Below are 22,999 nucleotides of genomic sequence, written 5' to 3' on the forward strand. Positions count from 1 at the left end.
CATGACTGAGCGTGACCCGTTGAAAACAACAAGTGCAGGAGTGATTCAACTCAAGCGCATGTCCATCGACAACTTCAAGTCGCTGGTCGGTTTTTCGATGTCACTGACCAAGTTCACCTGTCTGATCGGGTTGAACGGTGCCGGCAAGTCGACAATCCTTCAGGCGATGGATTTTTTGTCGCAACAGATGCGCGGCGATCTCACGGGCTGGTTGAAGAGCCGAGAGTGGAAAGCGACGGACCTGAAGTCCAAGCTCAGCAAGGCGAGTAACATCACGTTTGAACTGGAATGCATACTACAGAACCAGACGTTGGTATGGCGTTGTAGTTTCAACCGCACATTGTTGCGCTGTACTCAGGAGAGCATAGAGGTCGACGGCAACATCATGATGAAGGTCGATGATGGTCGGATCATGGTGGAGCGTGATGGTGGTGGGGAGTGGCTGTCGGGTGACATCGCTTTCGAGTATCAAGGTTCGCTGCTTTCCCAGCTCAAGGAAGAAAGCGTCAGCAAACGATTGGTCGCATTCAAGCGTTTTATTGCAACGATAACTTCGCTGGATGCCTTGTCGCCCCAGCATCTGCGTCGTAAATCCCGTGAGGCTGATGGCGGATTGGGCTTTGCCGGTGAAAAGCTCTCATCGTTCCTTCATGCTTTACCGGAGAGCCGTCGGCGTCAATTGCGTGAGCTGTTGAGTGGCCCTTATCCGCAGATCCAGGCCATCGACCTGTCGGCCTTGCGCGCAGGCTGGAAGTCGCTAAGCATCCAGGAGCGCTATGCCGATCATCGTTTCAGTACCGAAGCCCGGCATATGAACGATGGCATGTTGCGCCTGATGGCGATCCTTGCTGAAACCTTGTCCGATCACCAGTTCATGCTGTTTGATGAAGTTGAAAATGGCATCAACCCTGAAGTGATCGAATTTTTGCTCGATCATCTTGTGAACACCCCTCAGCAGGTGATGGTGACGACGCACAGCCCGATGGTATTGAACTACCTCGAGGATGAAGTTGCACGTGAAGGGGTGCAACTGATCTACAAGATGCAGGATGGGCGGACCCGGGCTATTGCATTCTTCGGCATACCGGCGATGTCCGATAAATTGAGGGTCATGGGGCCGGGCGAGGTATTCGTCGATACCAATCTTGTTGCATTGACCAAGGCGCTGGCTCAGGGAGAGCAATGATGCTACTGCTCGTCAGTGGAGAGGGGCCTTCGGATATTGGTGTGGACGTGCCAGGCGAGCAGGGTTGGGTATTCAGGCCGGGGCCGATGACGCATGTCATAGACCGCCTGTTCGAACACCGATTTGACTACTCCGCACTGCTGTATGAAATGATCGAGTTCATTTCTGAGCAAGCGCTCGTGGCCGCGAAGGAAAAACACTCAGGTCGCAAGTTCCGGGCGCCTGGAAAGCGCAAAGAGCAGGAAACGAATTTCTTTTACGAGAATGCGCAGCGTCTAGCCATCCTATCTGCCGAGCGTCAGGCGCAGGAGGATAGGGCGGTGATTCCGGTCCTCTTCCGAGACAGCGACACCGTATCGATGAGGGCGTGGCGCGCCAAATGGCAGTCAATGCTGAATGGGTTCGAGTCCGGTGGCTCATCGCTGGGGGTGCCGATGATTCCGCAGCCAAAGTCCGAAGCGTGGCTGCTCTGCGCGTGCAGGGACCCTCAGTACGAGCATTGCGCACAGTTGGAGAGCGCCCCTGGAAACGATGACGCGCCTGCGCCGCTCAAGCCGATGCTGGATGCGGCACGTAATGGCAGGAGCAGCGCTCAGGAATTGGTCGAAGCCATTGAGAATGGCGATATCGACCCCCTGCGTATCACGATGCCCAGCTTCGATGCGTTCCGTGCACGCTTGAACCTCGTACTCGATCAGCTCAACGGTCACCCCTGACCCTTCACCTGCTGCCAATCCAGCCCGAACCGCGCCAGGTACTTGCGCAGGCGATCGGCGTCGTTGGGGTTGGCCTTTTCCTGGCGCGACACAGCGAACAATTGGCGCCCAGCCTCGGACAGGCTCGCCGTGCAGCGGCAAACGTCGATCACGGCCTGCAACTGCACCCGGTCGAACAGGTCCAGCTCGCGTCCGGCCAGCACCGGCTCGTTCTCGGCCTCCAGGCCCCAGGCATGACGCAAACCAAGGCCAAGAACCTGTTCACCGTCGAAGACCAGCAGCGCGCCACGGCCCATGTGGAGTGTCGCAAGGACAAGAGTGTGATCGACGAGATTCCGATGGCCTACAAGGATATCGATGCGGTCATGCATGCCCAGCGCGAGTTGGTCGAGGTTGTGCACACCCTGCGCCAGGTGGTGTGTGTGAAAGGTTGAAGCAGGCGCCAGGGGCGCCCTGAGAAGGAGTGAAGATATGTACCAGGACGACCCACATCCACTGCCCGACGCCATGCGCGTGCGGGTGCTCGAAGAACTGCAGCGCATCGAGCGCGAGCATGACGTGACGGTGTTGTACGCCTGCGAGTCCGGCAGCCGCGCCTGGGGCTTCGCGTCGCCGGACAGCGACTACGACGTGCGTTTCGTCTATGTGCAGCGTGCCGAGTGGTACCTGCGCGTGGAAGAACCACGCGATGTGATCGAGCGGCCCCTGAGCGATGAGCTGGACGTCAGTGGCTGGGAGTTGCGCAAGGCGTTGCGGTTGCTGCGAGGTGCCAATCCGAGCCTGCTCGAGTGGCTGGGCTCGCCGTTGGTGTACCGGGCCGACGAGCAGGCCCGTGAGCGACTGGGCGCGCTGGCTCATGCGTTCTATTCGCCGCGTGCAGTGCGCCATCACTACCTGTCGATGGCCCGCAAGAACCTGCGCGGCTATTTGCTGGGTGACACGGTGCGGCTGAAGAAATACCTCTATGTGATCCGCCCGTTGCTGGCGGTGCGCTGGATCGACCAGGGCCTTGGTATGCCTGCGACTGCGTTCACGGCACTGCTCGAGCGTACCGTCGATGAGGCGCAGGTGCGCCAGGCGATCGATCAGTTGCTTGCGCGCAAGCGCAGGGCGGGCGAGGCGCAGCACGGGCCGCGGGACGACGTGCTACACCGGTTCATCGAGGCCGAGCTGGCGCGGGCCGACGCGGTCGAGGTGGCGCGTGGTGAGCGCAGTGATACGGGAGTGCTGGATGGCTGTCTGCTGGAGACGGTCGGGCGATTTCAGGCGCAGTACGGTTGAGTCTGTGATTTCGAGGCTTGTGCAGCATCTGCAGGGGGAGGGTACCCGCGAAAAAGACACCGCGCTGCCTGGCACGGGCTCCGCCCGTGTTCGCGGGCAAGCCCGCTCCTACAGGGATTGGGCTGGTCTTTAGATTTTGAGCAAGACAGTTGCTGCTACGCGTGTCGGGTCGGGTTGTGGGTGCTCATTCCATGCAGCGGCTCCCAGGCGCGGATGCCGCTGTTGATGTTCACGCTGCGTTCCAGGCAAACCCGTTCGCCTGCAAAGCTCAAACACACCCGATCGCGGAAGGCCGAGCGCGGGTACACCCATTCCAGTTCTAACCGATCCGCCGCCACCCAGTGCGCCGTCGCCACCACCGGCGCATCACGCAAGGCGTAACCGTGATGCAGTTGCGCGCCCGGCAACGAGCTGGTGCCTGCCACCCAATGATCGATCCCGGCTTCGATGCGCTCGCTGCCCGTCGCGTCTACCCACTCCATGACCAACCGCTCGCCCGCCTGCAACAGATTCAGCGTTTCGATGCCATACGGGTTGGCCTCGAGGGCAAAGCTCATCCGCGCAGGCAATGGCTGGGTCGGACGTGCGAGCGAGCGCAGCGGCTGCTCCTGGGCGAAACGCTGGAGCACCTCGCGTAGCCGTTCGTCACCCGCCGCCCCAGCCTTCTCGCCGCGCAGCGCTGCGCCCAGGTGACGGTCGATGAAAGGCGTCACCTGCGCCGACTTCTCCATCGCGCCGAACACTGCCAGTGTGGCGCGCTCGCCGGGGATCACAGCGGCCATCTGTGCAAACACGCCCACGGCGCTGTAGCCGTTCGCCGGACGGTCGGTCCACCAGTGATAGCCGTAGCGGCTACCCTCGCCACCTTGGGCGCGCGTTGCGGCCTCCACCCAAGCCTGTGGCAGAACCTGTTCGCCGTTCCAGCGCCCGCCGTCGCGGTGCAGCATGGCCAGCTTGAGGACATCCACAGGGCGTGCCGTCAGGCCGTTGCCGCCAGGGCTGATACCTTCAGGGCTGATGTCCCAGTGCTGCGCCTCGAAACCCAGTGGCTCGAGCAGGCGCGGCTTGAGGTAGTCATGCAGGGTGATGCCAGCGACCTGGGTCAGCACCGCCGAGAGCATGTAGCTGGCGGCGCTGGTGTAGACGAAGTCGGTGCCCGGGGCGCTGGTCAGCGGGATGCGGAAGAACTCCTCGACCCAACTGCCGTCGATACCACGCCAGATCGAGCCGGAGGTGTTGCCGCCGTGGCCGGTGCGCATGGTCAGCAGGTGCTCGACGGTGATCTGCGCCGCGCGCGGGTCGGTGGCACCTGCCGCCTGCGGGAAGAACTTCGCCAAGGGGTCGTCCAGGCGCAGCAGCCGCTCGTCGATGGCCAGGCCGATGGCGCAGGCGGTGAAGCTCTTGGTGATCGAGTGGGTCACCCGTGGAGTCAGCGAGTCGTAGGGCCAGCGCCAGGCATCCACCACCAGCACACCGTCACGCTCGAGCATCACCCCGTGCAGTTCGAGCCCGGCCTGCTGCACCGCCTCGAGAAAGGCGGCGACCTCGAAGCCGTCGATGCCGACGCTGGAGGGCAGCCCACGGGGCAGGTCATGGGCGGCAAGCTGATCGGCGGTGATTGGCTGGGGCATGGTGATTCCTCATGATGCGGGGCGTTGTTCAGTCGGCGGTGCGCGGGTGGACCAATCGGCTGTACGACACCAGCATGCCGATGAAGACCTGGGCCACGCTGGTCAGCGTCGCGTTCTTGCGGGTGATCAGGGCGACGTCGCGGTGGCTCAGGCGCTCCTCGATGGGAATTCTCACCAGTGAAGAGGAGAACAGTTTCAGCGACGGGATGATCGCCGGCTCGATGGTCAGGTAGTCGGTCTCGGCGACGATGTGCAGGGTCTCGAGCAGCGATTCGGTGGTGATGCCGATCTTCGGCATGCCCAGCCCGTGAGCGCGGAACAGCTCGATCAGGCGGCCTTCGGTGCCGCCGACCAGGCCGTCGCGACGCACGCTGATCCACTTGCATTGGGTCAGTTCGCGCACCGAGCGGGCATCACGCAGCGGGTGATCCTTGCGTGCGATCACCCCGGCGCGGGACGCGTGCAGGCGCTGGATGGACAGGTCGATTTCATCGACATGCGCGGGCAGGGCGCAGAGGGCGAAGTCCAGGCGGCCTTCGCGCAGTTTCTCGATCAGGATCTTGGTCGAGCCGCTGGTCACTTCGAGGCGGGTCTGCGGGTGCTGCGAGGTGAAGCTTTCGAACACCGGCACCAGCAGTTCGGCCAGCGGTTCGGAGGTGACGCCCAGGGCTACATGGCCCTGGGGTTCGACCAACGCCCGGACATCGGCCACGGCGCGGTCACAGTCCATCAGGATGGCGCGGGCGTGGGCGATGAAGCGCTGGCCGGAGTCGCTGAGCCTGATGCCCTGGTTGGTGCGGTGCAGCAACGGGCCGCCGAGTTCGCGCTCAAGCGCCTGGACCGACTGGGTGAGGGTGCTTTGCGCGATGTTCAGGGCGCGGGCCGCAGCCCGGAAGCTGCCCATGTCGACCACGGAGCAGAAGGCGCGCAGGTGGGTCAGGGTCATTGTTGTTCGAACTCCGCCAAGGTGCGTGGGGCCGTATCTGATGCGGCCATGTTAGAGAGCGATCGAATCTGCCGTCAGTGCGCTTTTGCTGATCCCGATAGCTTTATTGGATCATGTCTGTGTGGCCCTATAGCCCATTACGACCAGCACAGCATGGCCTTTATCGAAGGATTTTGGCAGGGGCGTAGGCCAAGCCTGCAATCAGCGTGATTGGCTATGCCGCTCATGATCGGAATTTGTGTGCTTACGCAGCGGCGCTGCCTGAGACAGGATGGGCCAGGCATCGCTACCGGGCCTCTGGCGTACGTCGCCACAGGCCTCGGTCATAACAACAACAACGAGTTCCCGGATCGGGGCGCAACCTTTCACGACTCTGCCGCCGACTGCATTGGATCTCGAGCCCGAGGGGAATAACTTGAACAAGACTCTGATTCTGATGACGGGCCTGATGGCCTCGATCTGTGCCAACGCCCAGGCACAGAGTACCTTGAACGTCGCGCTCAACGCCGACATCCGCAGCACCCAGCCAGGCGTCAACCGCGACACCAACTCTGATGCGGTGGTGTTGCACCTGTTCGAAGGCCTGGTTGCCTTCCGCGAAGACGCCAGCGTCGGCCCGCTGCTGGCCAAGGAAGTCGTCACTTCCGATGACGGCCTTACCTACACCTTCAAGCTCCGCGACGGCGTCACCTTCCACAACGGCAAGCCGCTGACCTCCAAGGAAGTGCTGTGGACCTGGCAGCGCTACATGGACCCGGCCACCCAGTGGCGCTGCACCGCGTCGTTCGACGGCCACAGCGGCGCGAAGATCGTCGATATCAAGGCCCCGGACGCGCAGACCGTGGTCTTCACCCTCGACCAGCCCAATGCCCTGTTCCTGGCCAGCATGGCGCTGCCCGAATGCGGTGGCAGCGGCATCATGCACCCGGATTCGGTGGTCAATGGTGAATGGACAACGCCGATCGGCACTGGCCCGTTCAAGCTGGCGACCTGGAAGCCGGGTCAATACGTCGACCTGGACCGCTTCGCCGACTACAAGGCGCGTGACGAGGCCGCCGATGGCTATACCGGCAACAAGTCGACCACCCTCGACCGCGTGCACATGACCATCATCCCGGATCCGGCCGCCGCCAAGGCTGCGCTGCTGTCGCGCAATGTCGACATGCTCAACGACGTCAGCGCCCTGGAGGCCAAGGAGCTCGAAGCGCTGCCTGGCGTGCGCATCTCGGCGAGTACCACCATGTCGACCAGTGCCGTGCTGTTCCAGACCAAGGACCCGCTGTTCTCCGACGTGCGCATGCGCCAGGCCCTGGCCCATGCCCTGGACACAAGCACCATCGTCACCGCGCTGACCGAAGGCCGTTCCAAGCCCAATCCGTCGATGGTCGCATTGGGCAGCCGTTACCACACCGCTGCCCAGGACAAGAGCTGGGGCTACTCGCCCGAAGAAAGCAAACGGCTGCTCAAGGAGGCCGGCTACAAAGGCCAGCCGATCCAGCTGATTACCAACAAGCGCTACCCGAACATGTTCGACATCGCCGTCTATGTGCAGGCCATGGCCAGCCAGGTCGGCCTGAACATCCAGCTGCAGACCATGGAATGGGGCACCCAGCTCGAGCGCTACCAGAGCGGTAACTACCAAGTGATGGTTTCCACCTATTCCGAGCGCCTGGACCCGGCGCTGAACTACGACGCGGCCACCGGCGACAAGAGCAAGGAGCCGCGCAAGGTCTGGGATGATGCCAAGGCCCGTGAGCTGATCGCTGAAGCCCGCCGCGAAGGCGAGCCGGCCAAGCGCCAGGCGCTGTTCGATGAGCTGCACCAGGACATGCTCCGCGACCTGCCGCTGATCCCGCTGTACAACGGCAATGCCATCACCGTGACCCGCGAGTACGTCCAGGGCCAGCGCCCATGGCCGGTGTCCAAGCCGCGCCTGTGGATGATCAGCCTCGATAAACAGGGGAAGAGCTGACATGTTCCGGTACATCCTTCAGCGGCTGGGCATGGCGATCCCGACCCTGCTGCTGATCGCGGTGGCGGTGTTCACCATCATTCGGCTGATCCCGGGCGACCCGGCGCTGCTGATGCTCGGTGACATGGCCGACGAACAGAGCCTGGCGAGCACACGCCAGGCCCTGGGGCTCGACCAGCCGATGGCCGTGCAATTCGTGATCTGGTTCAAGGCGGTGCTCAGCGGCGACCTTGGCCACTCCATCACCACCCGCGAAGCGGTGCTGCCGATGATGCTCGAACGCTTCGGCGTCAGCTCCAGCATCGTGCTGATCGCGGTGTTGCTGGCCAGCCTGATCGCGGTGCCTGCCGGCATGCTGGCGGCCTGGAAACAGAACGGCTCGCTCGACCTGTCGGTGGTGGCGGTGGCCACGCTGCTGCTGTCGATCCCGTCGTTCTGGCTGGGCCTGCTGCTGCTCTATGGCTTCGGTATCAAGCTGGGCTGGTTGCCGATCGTGGGCTACGTGAGTTTCGACCAGGACGCCTGGCAGTCGATGCGCTACATGATCCTGCCGGTGGCGACCCTGACCCTGGTGGAGATCGGTGCGATCACCCGGATGGCCCGGGCCAACGCCATCGAAGTGCTGCGCCTGGAGTACATCACCCATGCGCGGGCCAAGGGCCTGTCGGAAAGCGCCGTGCTGTGGAAGCACGCCCTGCGCAACGCCTTCGCCCCGACCATGACCCTGATCGGGCTGATCCTGGGCAACCTGCTGGGCGGTATCGCGGTGCTGGAAACAGTGTTCACCTTGCCTGGCATCGGGCGCCTGATGGTCGATGCGATCTTCGGTCGCGACTACCCGGTGCTGCAGGGCTGCCTGTTGCTGGTCACTTTCATCTTCGTACTGGTCAACCTGCTGGTTGACCTGCTGTACCCACTGTTCGATCCAAGGGTGAAGCTATGAGCAAGCCTCAGACTCCGACCCTGTCCCCCGTGGACATGTCCTCGCTGCCGGCACCGCGCATCCGTCGCCGTCGGCCACTGCAACTGAATGCGCTGGTCGGCCTGACCCTGCTGGCGATCCTGACCCTGGTGGCCTTGCTCGGCCTGGTGTGGACGCCCCACGACCCGGTGCGCCTCGACCTGCTGACACGCCTGCAGCCGCCGTCGGCCGCGCACTGGCTGGGCACCGACGAATACGGCCGCGATGTGCTCAGCCGCTTGATGGTCGGCGCGCACACCAGCCTGTGGGTGAGCCTGCTGACGGTGATCGTCGCGGTGACCTGCGGCACCATTCTCGGTTTGCTCGCCGGCTACCTGCGCGGCAACGTCGACCGGGTGCTGATGATGATCAACGACACCCTGCTGGCCTTCCCGGGGATCCTCATGGCGCTGGCGCTGATGGCGATCATCGGCCCGAGCCAGTACGGCATCATCCTGGCCCTGAGCATCGCCTACACGCCCTCGGTGGTGCGGGTGGTGCGCAGCAGCGTGCTGTCGCTGCGCGAACGTGAGTTCGTCGAGGCCTCGCGGGTGATCGGCAACTCCGAGCTGTACACCATGCTGCGCCATGTCGCACCCAACTGCGTGGCCCCGGTGTGCGTGATCGCCACCAGCATGTTCGGCTGGACCATCCTCGCCGAAAGCTCGCTGAGCTTCCTCGGCCTGGGCGTGCCGCCACCTGCTGCGACCTGGGGCAACATGCTCGCCGCCAGCCGTCCGTTCATCGCCTCCGCGGGCTGGCTGGGGTTGTTCCCCGGCATGTGCATCGCCCTTTCGCTGTTGGCCTTCAACCTTGCCGGCGACGCCCTGCGCGACCGCCTCGATCCGCGCATGAGGACGCTGCAATGAGCCTGACCCAACCCTTGCTGGCCGTCGAGGGCCTGAAGATCCGCGCCGGTGTCGATGGCCCGGTGGTGGTCGATGATCTTGCGTTCGACATCGCGCCGGGCCAGATCGTGGCGCTGGTGGGCGAGTCGGGCAGCGGCAAGACCATGGCCGCGCGTGCCGCCATCGGCCTGTTGCCGCCGCCGATGCGTGTGTGCGGTGGCAGCATCCGCTTCCAGGGCCAGGACCTGGGCAGCCTGAGCCCGGAAGCGTTGCGCGAGATTCGCGGGGCGAAGATCGGCATGGTGTTCCAGGAGCCCATGGTGTCGCTCAACCCGGCACTGCGCATCGGTGAGCAGATGGCCGAAGGCATGCGCCTGCACACCGAGTTCGACGAGCAGACCATCCGCCAGAAGTGTCTGCAGATGCTCGGCGACATCGGCATCCGCGATGCCGAGCGCTGCCTGCAGGCCTACCCGCACGAGTTCTCTGGCGGCATGCGCCAGCGCATCATGCTGGCCTCGGTCATGCTGCTGCGCCCGGCGCTGCTGATTGCCGACGAGCCGACCACGGCGCTCGACTGCCTGGCCCAGCTGGACGTGCTCAAGCTGATGCTCGAACTCACCGCCAAGCAGGGCACCGCCGTGCTGTTCATCAGCCACGACCTGTCGCTGGTGGCGCGTTATGCGCACAAGGTGGTGGTGATGCGCAACGGCAAGGAGGTGGAGCAGGGGCCTATCGACCAGGTGCTGCTCAACCCCCGCGCCGAGTACACCCGCCAGTTGCTCGAAGCGTTGCCCAGCCGTGGCGAGCTGCCGCCGCTGCCGCAGGCCAACGCGCCGCTGCTGCAGATCGATGGCGTGCAGATCGCCTATCCCGGTCCGCGTCGGATGTGGCGCAAGAGCGAGGCGCGGCGCGTGGTGCATGGCGCCAACCTGCACATCGCACCGGGCGAGACCCTGGCGCTGGTGGGCGGCAGTGGCTCGGGCAAGACGACTCTGGGCCGGGCTATCGTCGGGCTGGTCAAGCCCAGCGCTGGCGAGATTCGTTTCCAGGGCCACGATATCGCCCAGGCGGCGAACCGCAGCCATCGTCTGCAATGCCAGATGATCTTCCAGGACCCGTTCTCCTCGCTGAACCCGCGCATGAGCATCGGCCAGATTCTCGCCGAGCCGCTGCGCCACGTGCCGGACATGAGCGCCGCCCAGCGCCGCGCACGGGTGCTGGCGACGCTGAACGACATCAACCTGCCGGAGCGCCTGATCGACCGCTTGCCGCACGAGCTGTCCGGCGGCCAGCGCCAGCGCGTGGCGATCGGCCGGGCGCTGGTGCGCAGGCCCAGCCTGGTAGTGGCCGACGAGCCGATCTCGGCGTTGGACATGACCGTGCAGAAGCAGATCCTCGAGCTGTTCGAGCGCCTGCAGAAGCAGTACGGATTCGCCTGCCTGTTCATCTCCCACGACCTGGCAGCGGTGGAGCGCATCGCTCACCGGGTCGCGGTGATGTGCCAGGGCGATGTGGTGGAAATCGGGCCGCGCGACGAGATCTTCGATCGCCCTCAGCATGCCTACACCCGGCAATTGCTGGCAGCGTCGTGCCCGTTGGAGAAGCTCGAAGGCGGCGGTTTCAGGCTGCGCCAGACGCCCGCGACGAGCTGATCCACAGACCTTGATTCACCTTCCTCGAATGGCGCCAACCCCTGGTTGAGCGCCCAGGGGGAAGTCATGCCTTCAAAACATCCAACAACGAAAAAAAGCTAGAAGGTGGGGAGCACAGACATGAACCGAGATTTCAAGAAAATCCTGATGGGCGCGAGCGTCGTCACGGTCCTTCCGGGGGCGGCCATGGCCGACTTCTTCAAGGACTCCAGCGCCAGCCTGGATACCAAGAACTACTACTTCAACCGCGACTACCGCGAAGCGGCCAAGCAGTCCAAGCGTGATGAATGGGCGCAGGGCTTCACCTTCAACTTCATTTCCGGCTACACCCCGGGCACCGTCGGCTTCGGCCTGGATGTCACCGGCATGCTGGGCGTGAAGCTCGACTCCAGCCCCGACCGTTCCGGCACCGGCCTGCTGCCCAAGGGCAGCGACGGGCGCGCCGCCGACGAGTACTCCAAGCTGGGTGTGGCCGGCAAGGTGCGCATCAGCAAGACCGAGCTGCGTGTCGGCGAGCAGGTACCCAAGCTGCCGGTACTGCAGCCCAACACCAGCCGCCTGTTCCCGCAGACCTTCCAGGGCGCGACCGTCAGCTCCAAGGACATCTCCAACCTGACCCTGGGCCTGGGCCAGTTCGACCGCATGCGCGACCGCGAGTCGACCGACCGCGAAACCATGAGCATGACCGCGCAGAACGGCGCCTACAAGGCGGCCACCAGCAACCAGTTCCGCTACGCAGGCGGTGACTACAACCTGCTGCCGGACCTGCAGCTGAGCTACTACTACGGCGAGCTCGAGCGCCTTTACCAGCAGCACTTCTTCGGCCTCAAGCATGCATTCAGGTTCGGCCCCGGCACCGTGCGCAGCGAACTGCGCTACTGGGATGCCGACAAGGACGGCGCAGGCCTGGCCGGCAAGGTCGACAACCGCGCCCTGAGCACCCGCTTCAGCTACGAATGGGCCGGCCACAACTTCGGCGTGGGCTACCAGAAGCAGTACGGCGACACCCCGTTCCCGTATGTCGACGGTGCCAACACCTACCTGTTCACCGAGTACCAACTGGTCAACTTCTCGCAGACCAACGAGCGTGCCTGGCATGCCCGCTACGAGTACGACTTCGCCGCCCTCGGCGTGCCGGGCCTGACCTTCGGCATGCGCTACGCCCAGGGCTGGGGTATCGAGACCACCAAGCTGGTCGGCGAACAGGGCCGTGAGTGGGAGCGCGACCTGGACATCGGCTACGTGGTGCAGTCCGGCCTGGTCAAGGGCTTGTCCTTTCGCTGGCGCAACGCCCAGCTCAACTCCAGCTATGCCAACGACATCAACGAGAACCGCTTCATCGTGGGCTACACCTGGGCGCTCTGGTAGCGCCGGGTTTCCCGCGGGAGGTGGCCTGCCTTCTGCTTCATGAACGACGCCGCCCGCGGCCATGGAATACTGTATGAAACGAATCGCACATCCACTGCTCACTGCCACGCACGGCACCCAACGCGAGATCGTCAGCGAGCACTATGGGCCGGACCTCTACACACGCAAGGTGTACATCCAGGCCTGCCTGCACGCCGACGAAACCCCGGCGATGCTGGTCGCCACCGACCTGCGCCAGCGCCTGCTGGCGCTGGAGGCAGCTGGCCGGCTGACGGCACAGATCGTCCTGGTGCCGGTGGCCAACCCGGCAGGGCTCGCCCAGTTCGTCATGGGCGCGCCGAGCGGACGTTTCGAACTGGCCAGCGGGCGCAACTACAACCGTGATTTTCCCTTCCCGCTCGAGGCGATCCTGCAGCGGGTGGAGGGGGAACTCACCGACGATTCCCAGCACAACCTCAAGGCCGTGCGCACCGCCTGGCAGCAAAGCCTGGAGGCGATCGCCCCACGCGATGAGATGGCTTCGCTGCAGCGTCGGCTGATGCTGCTGGCACACGATGCCGACCTGGTCCTGGACCTGCACTGCTCGCGTGAAGCGGTGATGCACCTGTACACCTCCGAGTGGAGCTGGGAGCAGGTCGAGCCGCTGGCGCGCTACATCGGTTCGCAGGCTTCGCTGCTGTCGGTGGACTCCCAGGCGCTGTCGTTCGACGAGGCGCTGAGCCTGATCTGGTGGCGTCTGCGCGAGCGCCTGCAAGGCGCCTACCCGATACCGCTGGGCAATGCCTGCGTGACCGTCGAGCACCGTGGTCAGCGCGATGTCGACAGCGCCCTGGCGCAGCAGGATGCCGGCGCGATCATCGACTACCTTGGCCATGCCGGCTTCATCAGCGGCGAGCCTGCAGCGCTGCCGGAACTGCGGTGGCCGGGCACCCCGCTGGCCGGCAGCGAACAGTTCATCGCCCCGGTCGGTGGCGTGCTGGTGCACCGCGTTGCGCTGGGCGCACAGGTGCAGCCGGGCGAGCCGATGTTCGACCTGGTCGATCCGCTCAGTGGCGAGGTGACCACGGTCCGCAGCGCCACCGCCGGCGTGTTGTACATGCGCCGCGACGTGCGCTTCGTGCGTCCTGGCGATCCGCTGGGGCGCGTCACCGGCACCACCCCCATTCGCACCGGCAAGCTGCTCAGCGCCTGATCAGGAGTTTTCATGAACATCACCCGTATCATCGACCGTGAACAGCGCTACGGCGCCAACAACTACTCGCCGCTGCCGGTGGCCATCAGCCGTGCCCGGGGTGTCTGGGTCGAGGACTGCGACGGCAAGCGCTACCTGGACATGATGTCGGCCTACTCGGCGGTCAGCCATGGCCATGCCCATCCGCGCATCGTCGCCGCCGCCATCGCCCAGTTGCAGAAGGTCAGCGTGGTATCGCGGGCCTTCCACTCTGAAACCCTTGGCCACTTCCTCGAAGCCCTGTGCGAGATCGCCGGCTTCGAGGCGGCGCTACCGATGAACAGTGGCGCCGAGGCGGTGGAGACCGCGATCAAGGCCGCGCGCCGCTGGGGTTATCGGGTCAAGGGCATCGCCCGCGACAAGGCACGTATCGTCACCGCCACCGACAACTTCCATGGCCGCACCAGCACCATCGTCGGCTTCTCCACCGAGGCGCAGTACAAGGATGGCTTCGGCCCGTTCAGCGACGGTTTCGACACCGCGACCTTCGGCGATATCGACAGCTTCCGTGCAGCGATCGGCCCGGATACCTGCGCCGTGCTGATCGAGCCGATCCAGGGCGAGGCGGGCATTCGCGTACCACCCCAGGGCTTCCTGCGTCAGTTGCGCGAGCTGTGCGACGCCAGCAACACCCTGCTGATTCTCGACGAGATCCAGTCCGGGCTGGGGCGTACCGGCAAGACCTTCGCCTTCGAGCACGAGGGCATCCGCCCGGATGGCCTGATCGTCGGCAAGGCACTGGGCGGCGGGATCCTGCCGGTCTCGGCGTTCATCGCCGACCACGCGCTGATGGACCTGTTCGATGCCGGCAGCCATGGCTCGACCTTCGGCGGCAACCCGCTGGCGGCGGCGGTGGGCCTGGAGGCGCTGCGCGTGCTGCAGGACGAACAGCTGGCGCAGAACAGTGCCGAGCTTGGCGCCTACCTGCAACAGCGCCTGCGCGAAATGGCGGTGCCATTCGTACGGGATATCCGTGGCCGTGGGCTGTGGGTAGGGATCGAGCTGGATCGCCCGGCGCGGTCGTACTGCGAGGCGCTGATGGCGCTGGGCGTGCTGGCCAAGGAAACCCACGAGACCGTGCTGCGTATAGCGCCGCCGCTGTGCATCACCCGGGAAGAACTGGATTGGGGGTTGGAGCGGATTGCCCACGTGCTGGCCCAGTAGTCTGGTGCGCGGTGTTCTTTTTTCGGGCAAGCCTGGTGCCGTGCGCCGTTCAGGGCCTGATGAACACCTGGTTGCCTTCGCGGCGCACCTGCACCCCGTAGGTCTGCGTCAGCATCGCCAATGCCAGCTCCAGGTCATCCAGCGGATAGGTGCCGGAAACCGGCAAGGCGGCCAACGATGGATCGCAAGCCAGGGCCTGCTCGGTGTAGCGCCGCATTTCCTGAATCCATTGCCACAGCGGCATGTCCCGGGCCAGCAGCAGTCCATCGCGCCAGGCCAACTGGCCATCGCTGACCGGCTCCTGCGGGCTGGTCGATGTCTGGCTGAAGCGGACTTGCTGCCTGGCATGAACGATGGTCGATGACGCATCGTGCACCTGCACGGCGCCTTCGTAGACTGCCAGCAGGGTTTCCTGCGGCAGTTGGCGCACACTGAAGCGGGTGCCCAACGCCTGCATGAGTCCCTGTTCGGTGCGAACCCTGAAGGGGCGTGGGTCTGACGCGGTGACGATGTAGACCTCGCCCTGTTCCAGATGCAAGAGGCGTTGCCCGGCATCGAAACGCAGTACCAGCCGGGTGGCGCTGTTGAGCGAAATCTGGCTGCCATCGGCCAGCACCACGTCGTGACGCTCACCCACGGCGGTCTGGTAGGCGGCTTGGTATGTGCCGCGCCGCGACAGCCACCAGCCCAATGGCGCAGCCGTGAGCAACAGCGCCAGGCCACGCAGCACCGCGCGGCGGCTTTTGCCAGCCGGGCGCTGCAGGGTTTGTCTGGCGAGGGTGGGTGGCAGGCTGCCAAGGCGTACCAGCAGACGCTGCGCGCGTTTCCAGGCGCGCTCGTGCTGTGGGTCGCTGCGGCGCCAGCGCTCGAGCTCGGCCTGTTGGGCCGGAGTCAGTGGGCCTTCCTGCAGCACCAACAACCACGCGGCAGCCTGGGCCAGCACCGCCTGGGTAATGGGTTGGTCACTCATCGGGCATCTGGCTCAGGCAGGCGATGTAACCCTGCTGGATGTATTTCTTCACCGTGGGCAGAGCAATGTTCAGGGCCTGGGCGATGTCTTTCTGCTTCATGCCGTCCAGGGACGCCATCAGAAATGCCTGGCGCACCCGAGGGCGCAGGGTGTCGAGCACGGCGTCGATCTCGTGCAGGGTTTCGAGGATGACGCTGTGCAGTTCCGGTGACGGGTGGGCGGCGACCGGAAGCGTTGCCAACCCTTCGAGCCAGGCCCGCTCCAGTGAATGACGACGGCGCCAGCTGACCAGCACGCAATTGGCGATGCGCGTGAGGTACGCCCGAGGTTGGCGGATGGTCTCGGGCTGAATGGTTTCGCGGTTGACCAGCACACGCAGGAAGATGTCATGGGCCAAGTCGTCGGCCACGCCGTGCCCCCACGAGCGCAGGCGATAGGCCAGCCAGTTGCGCAGCCAGGTGTGGTTCTCGATGTACAACGTGGTCACGGCGCAGTGTTGGGGTGTGTCAAGGATGGTCATGGGAGGTGGGTCGGCAATGCAAGGCTGCAAATGCAAACCATTATCACTGGTTTTGCGCGGAGCACAAGTTGATGTGAAAATACGAATCGATTGCATATACCTTTTTCGATCTCGAGCGACAGAGGCAATGACAGCCTGCCGTGAGCGGCGGGCGCCAACCCTACGAGCGAGAGAAGCATGTCCGCAGCCCATCGGTTTTCCTCAGTTTTGCGCCCCTTGCCGCATTTGTCGCCTTTGTACCTGGCCGTGCGTTGCACGCTGCTCGGCTGCCTGCTGGCCAGTGTCGTCGACCCGGCCCAGGCGGCCAGTGCGGCGCCGGCTGCGGTCACCCGGCTGGATGACGCCACGCTGCGCGATTACGACATCGCCAAGGGCGGGCTGGGCACCTCGCTGGGGCTGTTCGCCCATCAATCCGGGCTGCTGCTATCCTACGATTCCGAGTTGACCCGTGGGCGCAGCGTGCCCGCGCTCAAAGGGCGCTACACGGTACTCGAGGCAGCACGCCGGCTCCTGGCGAACACTGGGCTGCAGTTGTTGCCGAGCACGCGCGGCGCCTACATCCTTGCTCCGCAGGGCAAGGTTTCCAGCGCGACCGAACTGTCGGCCACGGTGGTCGATGCCGCCGCGCTGGACGATCCGCAGCGTGACACTTATCGAGCGCCACGCTCCACCGTGCACCTGACCCGCGCGGATCTCGACCGCTTCGCCACGGTCTCGGTAGGTGACATGCTCAAGGGTGTGGCCGGGGTCCAGGTCGGTGACAGCCGCAACGGCGGGGCGCTGGACGTGAACATCCGTGGTATCCAGGGTCAGAGCCGGGTCGCCGTGCGGGTCGACGGCTCCGAGCAGGCGGTGGACGTCTACCGTGGCTATGGCGGTACCCAGCAGCGCAGCTACATCGACCCCGACCTGCTCGGCAGCGTGACCGTGAACAAGGGCCCCAGCACCCGCAGCGGGGCGATCGGCGGCTCGGTGGAGATGAAGACCCTGGGCGTCGACGACATCCTGGTGGATGGCAACAGCGTGGGTGTGCGCCTGACCGGCAACCTGTGGAACAACGGTGTCGAACCGGCCCATCGCAGCCGTCATTCCAAGGATCAGGACCTGAGTACGGTGCCCGGCGACAGCCGCGCGGGGCTGTTCGGCTCGCAGGCCGAGTCTGGTAGCGCAGCCTTCGCCTACAGCAACGAACGATTCGACCTGGTGGCCGCCTATGCGCACCGCAACCAGGGCAACTATTTCTCCGGCAAGAAGGGTCAGGAGCGCTATCGCTCGTACGACCTCCGGGGTCGAGAGCAACGCAGCGTGGCCAGTACCTACAACGCCGGTGAAGAGGTGCTCAACTCCTCGTCGCAAACCGACTCCTACCTGTTCAAGACCACCTGGCGCCTGGCCGACGCGCACACCCTGGACCTGGGCTATCGCCGCTTCGATGGGCACATGGGCGAGATCATGCCGTCGGATATCTTCCGCTACGGTACTGCCGGTATCTACCAGTACCCCACAAGCGACGTGCGGCTCGACGCCTACACCGCCCGCTATCACTACCGGCCCGAAGACAATCCGCTGGTGGACCTGACCAGCAGCCTGTGGCTGACCGACAGCGAAACCAGCACCCTGACCGCTGCCTGGATGGCGCCCAAGTCGCAGCTGTTTCGCACCGACCGCGCCTGGAGCCGCCAGGACAACCGGCGCATCGGTGGTGACCTGAACAACGTGTCGCATTTCACCACGGCCTATGGCGACCTCAAGCTTGACCTGGGGGGCGCCTTCCAGCTCGAAGACCTGCAACCCCAGAAAGGTGTGCTGACCACCCAGCACGACATTGACGCCAACCGCATGCTGCGGGATGCCTCGCGTCAGGAGTTCAGTTTCAACGGCAAACTGGAGTACCGCCCCATCGAGCAACTGACGCTGTGGGGCGGTGGGCGCTATGCGCACTACCAGACCAAGGACCACACGGTGCTCGCCGAGGCCCGGCGCGAAGAGCGCAAGCTGCGCTGGATCAACGCCAGCAGCCCGGGCAACTGGGGCAACATGACCTGGTTCCCGGACCAGAACGGGCAATACACCGACGCTACCGATCCGCGCCTGAACAACGGCATCGTCTTCGCCGACAGCAACGAGCCGTTCAACGGCGTACCCTTCAACGAGGCTGGCGCGACCAAGGTGACGGTGCACCCGGAAAGCACCAGCGATGTGGTCACAGGTTACGACTACACCCCCCAGGGAAAAAGCCGCGGCGGTGGTTTCTCGCCGGCGTTCGGCATCAACTTCGAGTTTCTGCCTGACACCTTCGTTTACGCGTCCTACACCCAGGGGCTGCGCCTGCCGTCACTGTTCGAGACCAGCCAGGGCACCCAGCAGGTGACCCCAGGCAAGCACCTCAAGCCCGAGCGTTCACGCAGTTGGGAGTTCGGTGTCAGCGCCCTGCGCGACAACCTGTTGCGCGAGGGTGACGAGGCGTCGATCAAGCTGGCGTACTTCGACAACCAGATAAAGCACTACATCACCCGCTACTACGACCCCAGCCCAGGCCTGTGGGGGCAGATGACCTTCAGCAATACCGACAGTTTCAGCACCCGAGGGTTGGAGTTGCAGTCACACTACGACGCCGGGCGGGTGTTCGCCGACCTTTCGGCCACCTACTATCTGAAGACCGAAACCTGCGACGCGGCGTTCGCCAGCACGCTGCGCAACACCGCCAATACCTACCAGCGCACCCAGGACACCCCGGACTGCACCTCGGGCAGCTACATGGGCTCGTACACCAACACGCAGAACCCGCCGCGCTTCTCGGCCAACCTGGTCAGCGGCTTGCGCTTCTTCGACGAGGCGTTGACCGTGGGTGGGCGCATGACCTACACCTCCGGCCCGACCGCACAGGTCGACAAACCCTGGCAGACCGGCGCCACCACCCCGCAGATCGACTACCGCTCGGTGGCGTTGTTCGACCTGTTCGCCCGCTACAAGCTGCTCGAGCACACCGAACTGAACCTGTCGGTGCAGAACCTGACTGACCGCTATTACCTCGACCCTCTGGCCCAGAGCTTCATGCCTGCACCTGGACGCACATGGCGCGTGGGGATGGTGACGCGCTTCTAGGCTGAACATTTCATGGCTGGCCTCGAGTCTGCAACGACAGCGAGGCTGGCGCAGTCATGCCCAGCGGTGCACGGCGTTGACAGGGACTCGATAGAGGAAATCACGGGCATTAAAAAGCCGGCTTGTGGCCGGCTCTCGGGGACGGTCTTGGCTAATTTTTGGTAAGCCGCAACCGCCTTAACAGGTTGGCCATCAAGGCCTGAAAAAGATGACAAACGGCCGTGTGGGGCGTCGTCAGGTGCTCTGGAATGCGGCTCGTGCCGACCGTGAGCAAAACGTGCCGCGTAGCATACTCGGGCTCGCCGGGGATGCCCAGCGAAAAATGGCACCGGGTGTGTCAGGCAGGACGCTGGCGGCTGAACCACGACCACCAGAACACCCAGCCGAGCACCTGCATGCCCTGGGCATGACGTTGCGCCGGGGTATAGCGTTCGACGGCGTAGTTGCGCCGGTCGTGGCTGTGCAGGCACAGCGTGTCGTTCTGTCCGAGGCTGAGGCTGTGCACCCGCAACCGTCCCTCGTGCAGCAGGGCGTAGGTCTGGCCGTCGACCACTCGGGTCAGGCTGCTGTCGATGGCCAGGGCAGCGCCGATGGGAATCAGCGGGGCCATGTTGGATGACGGCATGTCCAGGCAGAGCGCGTCTTGCGGGCGGATGCGCAAGGTCTCCATGGCCTGGGCGGAGACCAGCAGGTGGCGCTCCGGGTCGGGCACGAGTTGGCCGTCGACCAGGCGGTGGAAATCGATGCAGATCTGCCTGCCGCCGTGGCTGGGCGAAGAGGGTTCGGGCTGTGGCACGCCGGGGCGCAGGATCGGGTTCGGGTGCTTGGAGCCTTCGCCATGGCGCAGCCAGCGGCGATGGACACAGAACAGGTCGGCGATTTCATCCAGACGGGCAAGGGGAATCCCGCGCTTGAACCAGTTGTTCACATGCTGCGGGGTGACATTGCGTTGGGCAGCGAAGTCCGAAGGGGACAAGCCGCATTCCTGCAGAAGGGTCTTGAGACGGTCGCCGGAGTTGTTCATGGCGGCGAGTCTAGAGGGTGGCGTGATCCTTAGAAATAAACAGTGTGTTTATGACGTAGGTGGGGATCGCGTGTTCTCGTAGGCTTGGTTTGTGAGCTGATGTGGGAATCTTCGTTTTTTGCCGGTGAGTCAAATGAAGCTCTTGCAGGAAAGGGAGTGTTCGCGTCATCAGGCACAAAAAAGCCCGGCACGCGGCCAGGCTTCTTCGTCACGAACCGGTGATCAGCCCTTGTAGGCGGCAACCGACTTGGTGATCGCGGCGCGGGCGGCGTCAGCGCCTTCCCAGCCTTCGATCTTGACCCACTTGCCCTTCTCCAGATCCTTGTAGTTGGCGAAGAAGTGCTCGATCTGCTGGATCAGCAGGGCCGGCAGGTCGGTGTACTCTTTCACGTCGACGTACAGCTGCGACAGCTTGTCGTGCGGTACGGCGATGACCTTGGCGTCGCCGCCGCCATCGTCGGTCATGTTCAGCACGCCGACCGGGCGGGCACGGATCACCGAGCCTGGCGCGACCGGGTAAGGGGTCACGACCAGCACGTCGAGCGGATCACCGTCGTCGGCCAGGGTGTTGGGGATGAAGCCGTAGTTGGCCGGGTAGAACATCGGGGTGGCCATGAAACGGTCGACGAACAGGGTGTCGCTGTCCTTGTCGATCTCGTATTTGATCGGCGCGTGGTTGGCCGGGATCTCGATGGCGACGTAGATGTCGTTCGGCAGGTCTTTGCCCGCAGGAATCTTGCTGTAGCTCATTGGGCGTTGCCCCCGTGATTGACCAAAAAAGTGGCGGCGATTATAGGCACATTCCGCCACTGCATGCCACGGTCGGCCTGATGTGCGGGCAGATCAGGCGGGGCTGTCGCGGTACTGCGGGTGCTCGGCCTGCAGGCGGATCAGGCGGGCGAGCGGGTCCTGGCGGTAGAACAGCGACAGTTGTCGGTACACCTGTGGATAACTGTCGTGCAGCAGGTCCGGGGCGCTGAAGAAGTACTCGCTGGTCACGGCGAAGAACTCGGCCGGATTTTCCGCAGCGTAGGGATCGATGGCCGTTTCCAGGTCGGGGTTGGCGTCGAGCTGGCGGTTGAGGTCGTCGTAGGCCTGCTGCATGGCCAGGGCCCAGGCGCTGACGTCCATGCCGGGGTGCAGCGGCGGCAGGCCGTTGGCGTCGCCGTTGAGCATGTCGAGCTTGTGCGCCAGTTCGTGGATCACCAGGTTGTAGGCTTCCCAGCCACCGCTGGCTTCCACGCCGGCCCAGGCCATGATCACCGGGCCCTGTTGCCAGGCTTCGCCGCTGTGCTCGGCATCCCACACGTGCTCCACGCCGCTGGCATCGCGGTGACGCTGCGGGCTCTTGAAGTCGTCGGGGTAGAGGATGATTTCGTGAAAGCCCTGGTACCAATTCAGCTCGCCCAGGTGCAGCAGCGGCAACTGGGCCTGGGCGGCGAGGAACAGGCGCTGGGCGTCATCGAGCTCGACGCCGGGCAGGGTGGTCAGGTGCTTGTGGTACAGGAACAGCACGCTGGCCTCGCGCAGCCAGCGGTCTTCCTCGTCGCTGATGCCGTCGAGCAGCGGCAGGCGTTCACGAACCGCCTGCCACAACTGTGGCTCGACCTGGTAGCGCGCCAGGGTGCGCTTGCGCCGCCAGGCGCTGAACGACCACATGGACGGTCAGTGGGCCTTGGCGGTACGGCTCAGGCGGCCACGCAGCAGGCCGAGGATCATCGGCACCAGCGACAGGACGATGATGGCCACGACCATCAGCGACAGGTGCTGCTTGATGAACGGCACGTTGCCGAAGAAGTAGCCGAGGGTGACCAGGCCACCGACCCACAGCAGGGTGCCGGCGACGCTGAAACCGAGGAAGCGCGGGTAGTGCATGTGGGCGATGCCGGCGACGAACGGGGCGAAGGTGCGCAGGATCGGCAGGAAGCGCGCCAGGGTGACCGTCTTGCCGCCGTGGCGCTCGTAGAATTCGTGGGTGCGCTGGAGGTAGTCGCGGCGGAAGATCTTCGAGTTCGGGTTGCGGAACAGGCGTTCCCCGGCCGTTCGTCCGATCACGTAGTTGGTGCTGTCGCCCAGGATCGCCGCGATCATCAGCAGGCCGGCGAGCAGTACCGGGTCCATGCCACCGCCTGCGGCCACGGCGCCGGCGATGAACAGCAGCGAATCGCCCGGCAGGAAGGGCATGACCACCAGGCCGGTCTCGCAGAAGATCACTGCGAACAGGATGGCGTAGATCCAGGGACCATAGTTGGTCACCAGCAGGTCGAGGTAGGCATCGAGATGCAGGATGAGGTCCAGCGGGTTGAATTCCATGTACAGCACCTGTTGTCTTGACCCGCTTCCACGGGCGCGCGATGACGGACGGCGTCATTTTGCGTGGGCATGTTCACCGGTGGAGGAGTGACGTTTCACACATGACGA

The 22,999-nt window shown here is 64.4% G+C and carries 19 protein-coding genes and 2 pseudogenes; 12 read left to right on the forward strand and 9 right to left on the reverse strand.

The features are described from left to right. Position 1: 1 nt before the first annotated feature. Positions 2–1,186, forward strand: coding sequence for an AAA family ATPase (locus tag AC1TXO_RS02970; protein WP_486404969.1), 1,185 nt, complete (start codon positions 2–4; stop codon positions 1,184–1,186). Next, positions 1,183–1,902 carry a hypothetical protein gene (locus tag AC1TXO_RS02975; protein ID WP_486404970.1) on the forward strand — a complete coding sequence of 240 codons (720 nt, stop codon included), beginning with the start codon at positions 1,183–1,185 and terminating at the stop codon, positions 1,900–1,902. Before AC1TXO_RS02970 ends, AC1TXO_RS02975 begins: the two co-directional genes overlap by 4 nt. On the opposite strand, the pseudogene AC1TXO_RS02980 reads toward AC1TXO_RS02975, so the two are convergent. After that, positions 1,893–2,150, reverse strand: a pseudogene (locus AC1TXO_RS02980) (sigma 54-dependent transcriptional regulator); the annotation flags it as partial. The gene AC1TXO_RS02975 and the pseudogene AC1TXO_RS02980 sit on opposite strands and share 10 nt — an antisense overlap. Between AC1TXO_RS02980 and AC1TXO_RS02985 the strand changes: the two are divergent. Together AC1TXO_RS02985 and AC1TXO_RS02990 are read left to right on the forward strand one after the other, a co-directional pair. After that, positions 2,136–2,336 (forward strand): annotated as a pseudogene (locus tag AC1TXO_RS02985) (RtcB family protein); the annotation flags it as partial. The pseudogenes AC1TXO_RS02980 and AC1TXO_RS02985 overlap by 15 nt on opposite strands. Before the next feature lie 37 nt (positions 2,337–2,373). Continuing rightward, positions 2,374–3,183 carry a nucleotidyltransferase domain-containing protein gene (locus AC1TXO_RS02990; protein ID WP_486404971.1) on the forward strand — a complete coding sequence of 270 codons (810 nt, stop codon included), beginning with the start codon at positions 2,374–2,376 and terminating at the stop codon, positions 3,181–3,183. A gap of 155 nt (positions 3,184–3,338) precedes the next feature. Here the strand turns inward: AC1TXO_RS02990 and AC1TXO_RS02995 are convergent, their stop codons facing one another. Both AC1TXO_RS02995 and AC1TXO_RS03000 read right to left on the reverse strand, forming a co-directional pair. Beyond that, a complete protein-coding gene (locus AC1TXO_RS02995) occupies positions 3,339–4,814 on the reverse strand; it encodes a serine hydrolase domain-containing protein (RefSeq protein WP_486404972.1) in 1,476 nt (491 codons plus the stop codon). Between the two features lie 28 nt (positions 4,815–4,842). Further along, complete coding sequence (locus tag AC1TXO_RS03000) at positions 4,843–5,760, reverse strand: LysR family transcriptional regulator (RefSeq protein ID WP_486404973.1); 918 nt, start codon at positions 5,758–5,760, stop codon at positions 4,843–4,845. 415 nt (positions 5,761–6,175) lie between these two features. On the opposite strand from AC1TXO_RS03000, the gene AC1TXO_RS03005 reads away from it, so the two are divergent. From AC1TXO_RS03005 to rocD, 7 genes are all read left to right on the forward strand, one after another. Continuing rightward, positions 6,176–7,732, forward strand: coding sequence for an ABC transporter substrate-binding protein (locus AC1TXO_RS03005; protein WP_486404974.1), 1,557 nt, complete (start codon positions 6,176–6,178; stop codon positions 7,730–7,732). A 1-nt stretch (position 7,733) separates the two neighbouring features. Continuing rightward, positions 7,734–8,675, forward strand: coding sequence for an ABC transporter permease (locus AC1TXO_RS03010; protein WP_063542551.1), 942 nt, complete (start codon positions 7,734–7,736; stop codon positions 8,673–8,675). Between the two features lie 35 nt (positions 8,676–8,710). Continuing rightward, positions 8,711–9,562: an ABC transporter permease gene (locus AC1TXO_RS03015; protein ID WP_486406780.1), complete on the forward strand. Its 852-nt coding sequence runs from the start codon at positions 8,711–8,713 to the stop codon at positions 9,560–9,562. After that, on the forward strand, positions 9,559–11,196 hold the full coding sequence (locus AC1TXO_RS03020) for an ABC transporter ATP-binding protein (protein ID WP_486404975.1): 1,638 nt from the start codon (positions 9,559–9,561) through the stop codon (positions 11,194–11,196). Before AC1TXO_RS03015 ends, AC1TXO_RS03020 begins: the two co-directional genes overlap by 4 nt. A 120-nt stretch (positions 11,197–11,316) precedes the next feature. After that, positions 11,317–12,564 (forward strand): OprD family porin, encoded by a 1,248-nt coding sequence (locus AC1TXO_RS03025; RefSeq protein ID WP_486404976.1) that lies wholly within the window; start codon positions 11,317–11,319, stop codon positions 12,562–12,564. Between the two features lie 73 nt (positions 12,565–12,637). Further along, a complete protein-coding gene (locus AC1TXO_RS03030; protein WP_486404977.1) occupies positions 12,638–13,756 on the forward strand; it encodes a succinylglutamate desuccinylase/aspartoacylase family protein in 1,119 nt (372 codons plus the stop codon). Positions 13,757–13,768: 12 nt separating this feature from the next. Beyond that, positions 13,769–14,959, forward strand: a complete 1,191-nt coding sequence (gene rocD, locus AC1TXO_RS03035) for an ornithine--oxo-acid transaminase (RefSeq protein ID WP_486404978.1) — start codon at positions 13,769–13,771, stop codon at positions 14,957–14,959. A 49-nt stretch (positions 14,960–15,008) separates the two neighbouring features. Here rocD and AC1TXO_RS03040 read toward each other — a convergent pair whose 3' ends face one another. Further along, positions 15,009–15,929, reverse strand: a complete 921-nt coding sequence (locus AC1TXO_RS03040) for a FecR family protein (protein ID WP_486404979.1) — start codon at positions 15,927–15,929, stop codon at positions 15,009–15,011. Then, entirely contained in the window at positions 15,922–16,449 is a 528-nt protein-coding gene (locus tag AC1TXO_RS03045) for a sigma-70 family RNA polymerase sigma factor (protein WP_486404980.1), read from the reverse strand. The genes AC1TXO_RS03040 and AC1TXO_RS03045 overlap by 8 nt, the downstream gene beginning before the upstream one ends. Positions 16,450–16,626: 177 nt before the next feature. Between AC1TXO_RS03045 and AC1TXO_RS03050 the strand changes: the two genes are divergently transcribed. Further along, positions 16,627–19,554: a TonB-dependent receptor gene (locus AC1TXO_RS03050; RefSeq protein ID WP_486404981.1), complete on the forward strand. Its 2,928-nt coding sequence runs from the start codon at positions 16,627–16,629 to the stop codon at positions 19,552–19,554. Between the two features lie 337 nt (positions 19,555–19,891). Here the strand turns inward: AC1TXO_RS03050 and AC1TXO_RS03055 are convergent, their stop codons facing one another. The 4 genes from AC1TXO_RS03055 to AC1TXO_RS03070 form a co-directional block, all read right to left on the reverse strand. Then, the gene (locus AC1TXO_RS03055; protein ID WP_486404982.1) at positions 19,892–20,578 is read right to left on the reverse strand and encodes a S24 family peptidase; all 687 of its coding nucleotides are present in this window, start codon (positions 20,576–20,578) and stop codon (positions 19,892–19,894) included. 222 nt (positions 20,579–20,800) lie between these two features. Beyond that, a complete protein-coding gene (ppa, locus tag AC1TXO_RS03060) occupies positions 20,801–21,328 on the reverse strand; it encodes an inorganic diphosphatase (RefSeq protein WP_003255365.1) in 528 nt (175 codons plus the stop codon). 93 nt (positions 21,329–21,421) lie between these two features. Beyond that, complete coding sequence (locus tag AC1TXO_RS03065; RefSeq protein ID WP_486404983.1) at positions 21,422–22,237, reverse strand: M90 family metallopeptidase; 816 nt, start codon at positions 22,235–22,237, stop codon at positions 21,422–21,424. A 6-nt stretch (positions 22,238–22,243) separates the two neighbouring features. Continuing rightward, positions 22,244–22,891: a DedA family protein gene (locus AC1TXO_RS03070; RefSeq protein WP_486404984.1), complete on the reverse strand. Its 648-nt coding sequence runs from the start codon at positions 22,889–22,891 to the stop codon at positions 22,244–22,246. Between the last annotated feature and the right edge of the window lie 108 nt (positions 22,892–22,999).

The sequence above is a fragment of the Pseudomonas sp. FA117 genome, from assembly GCF_057370475.1.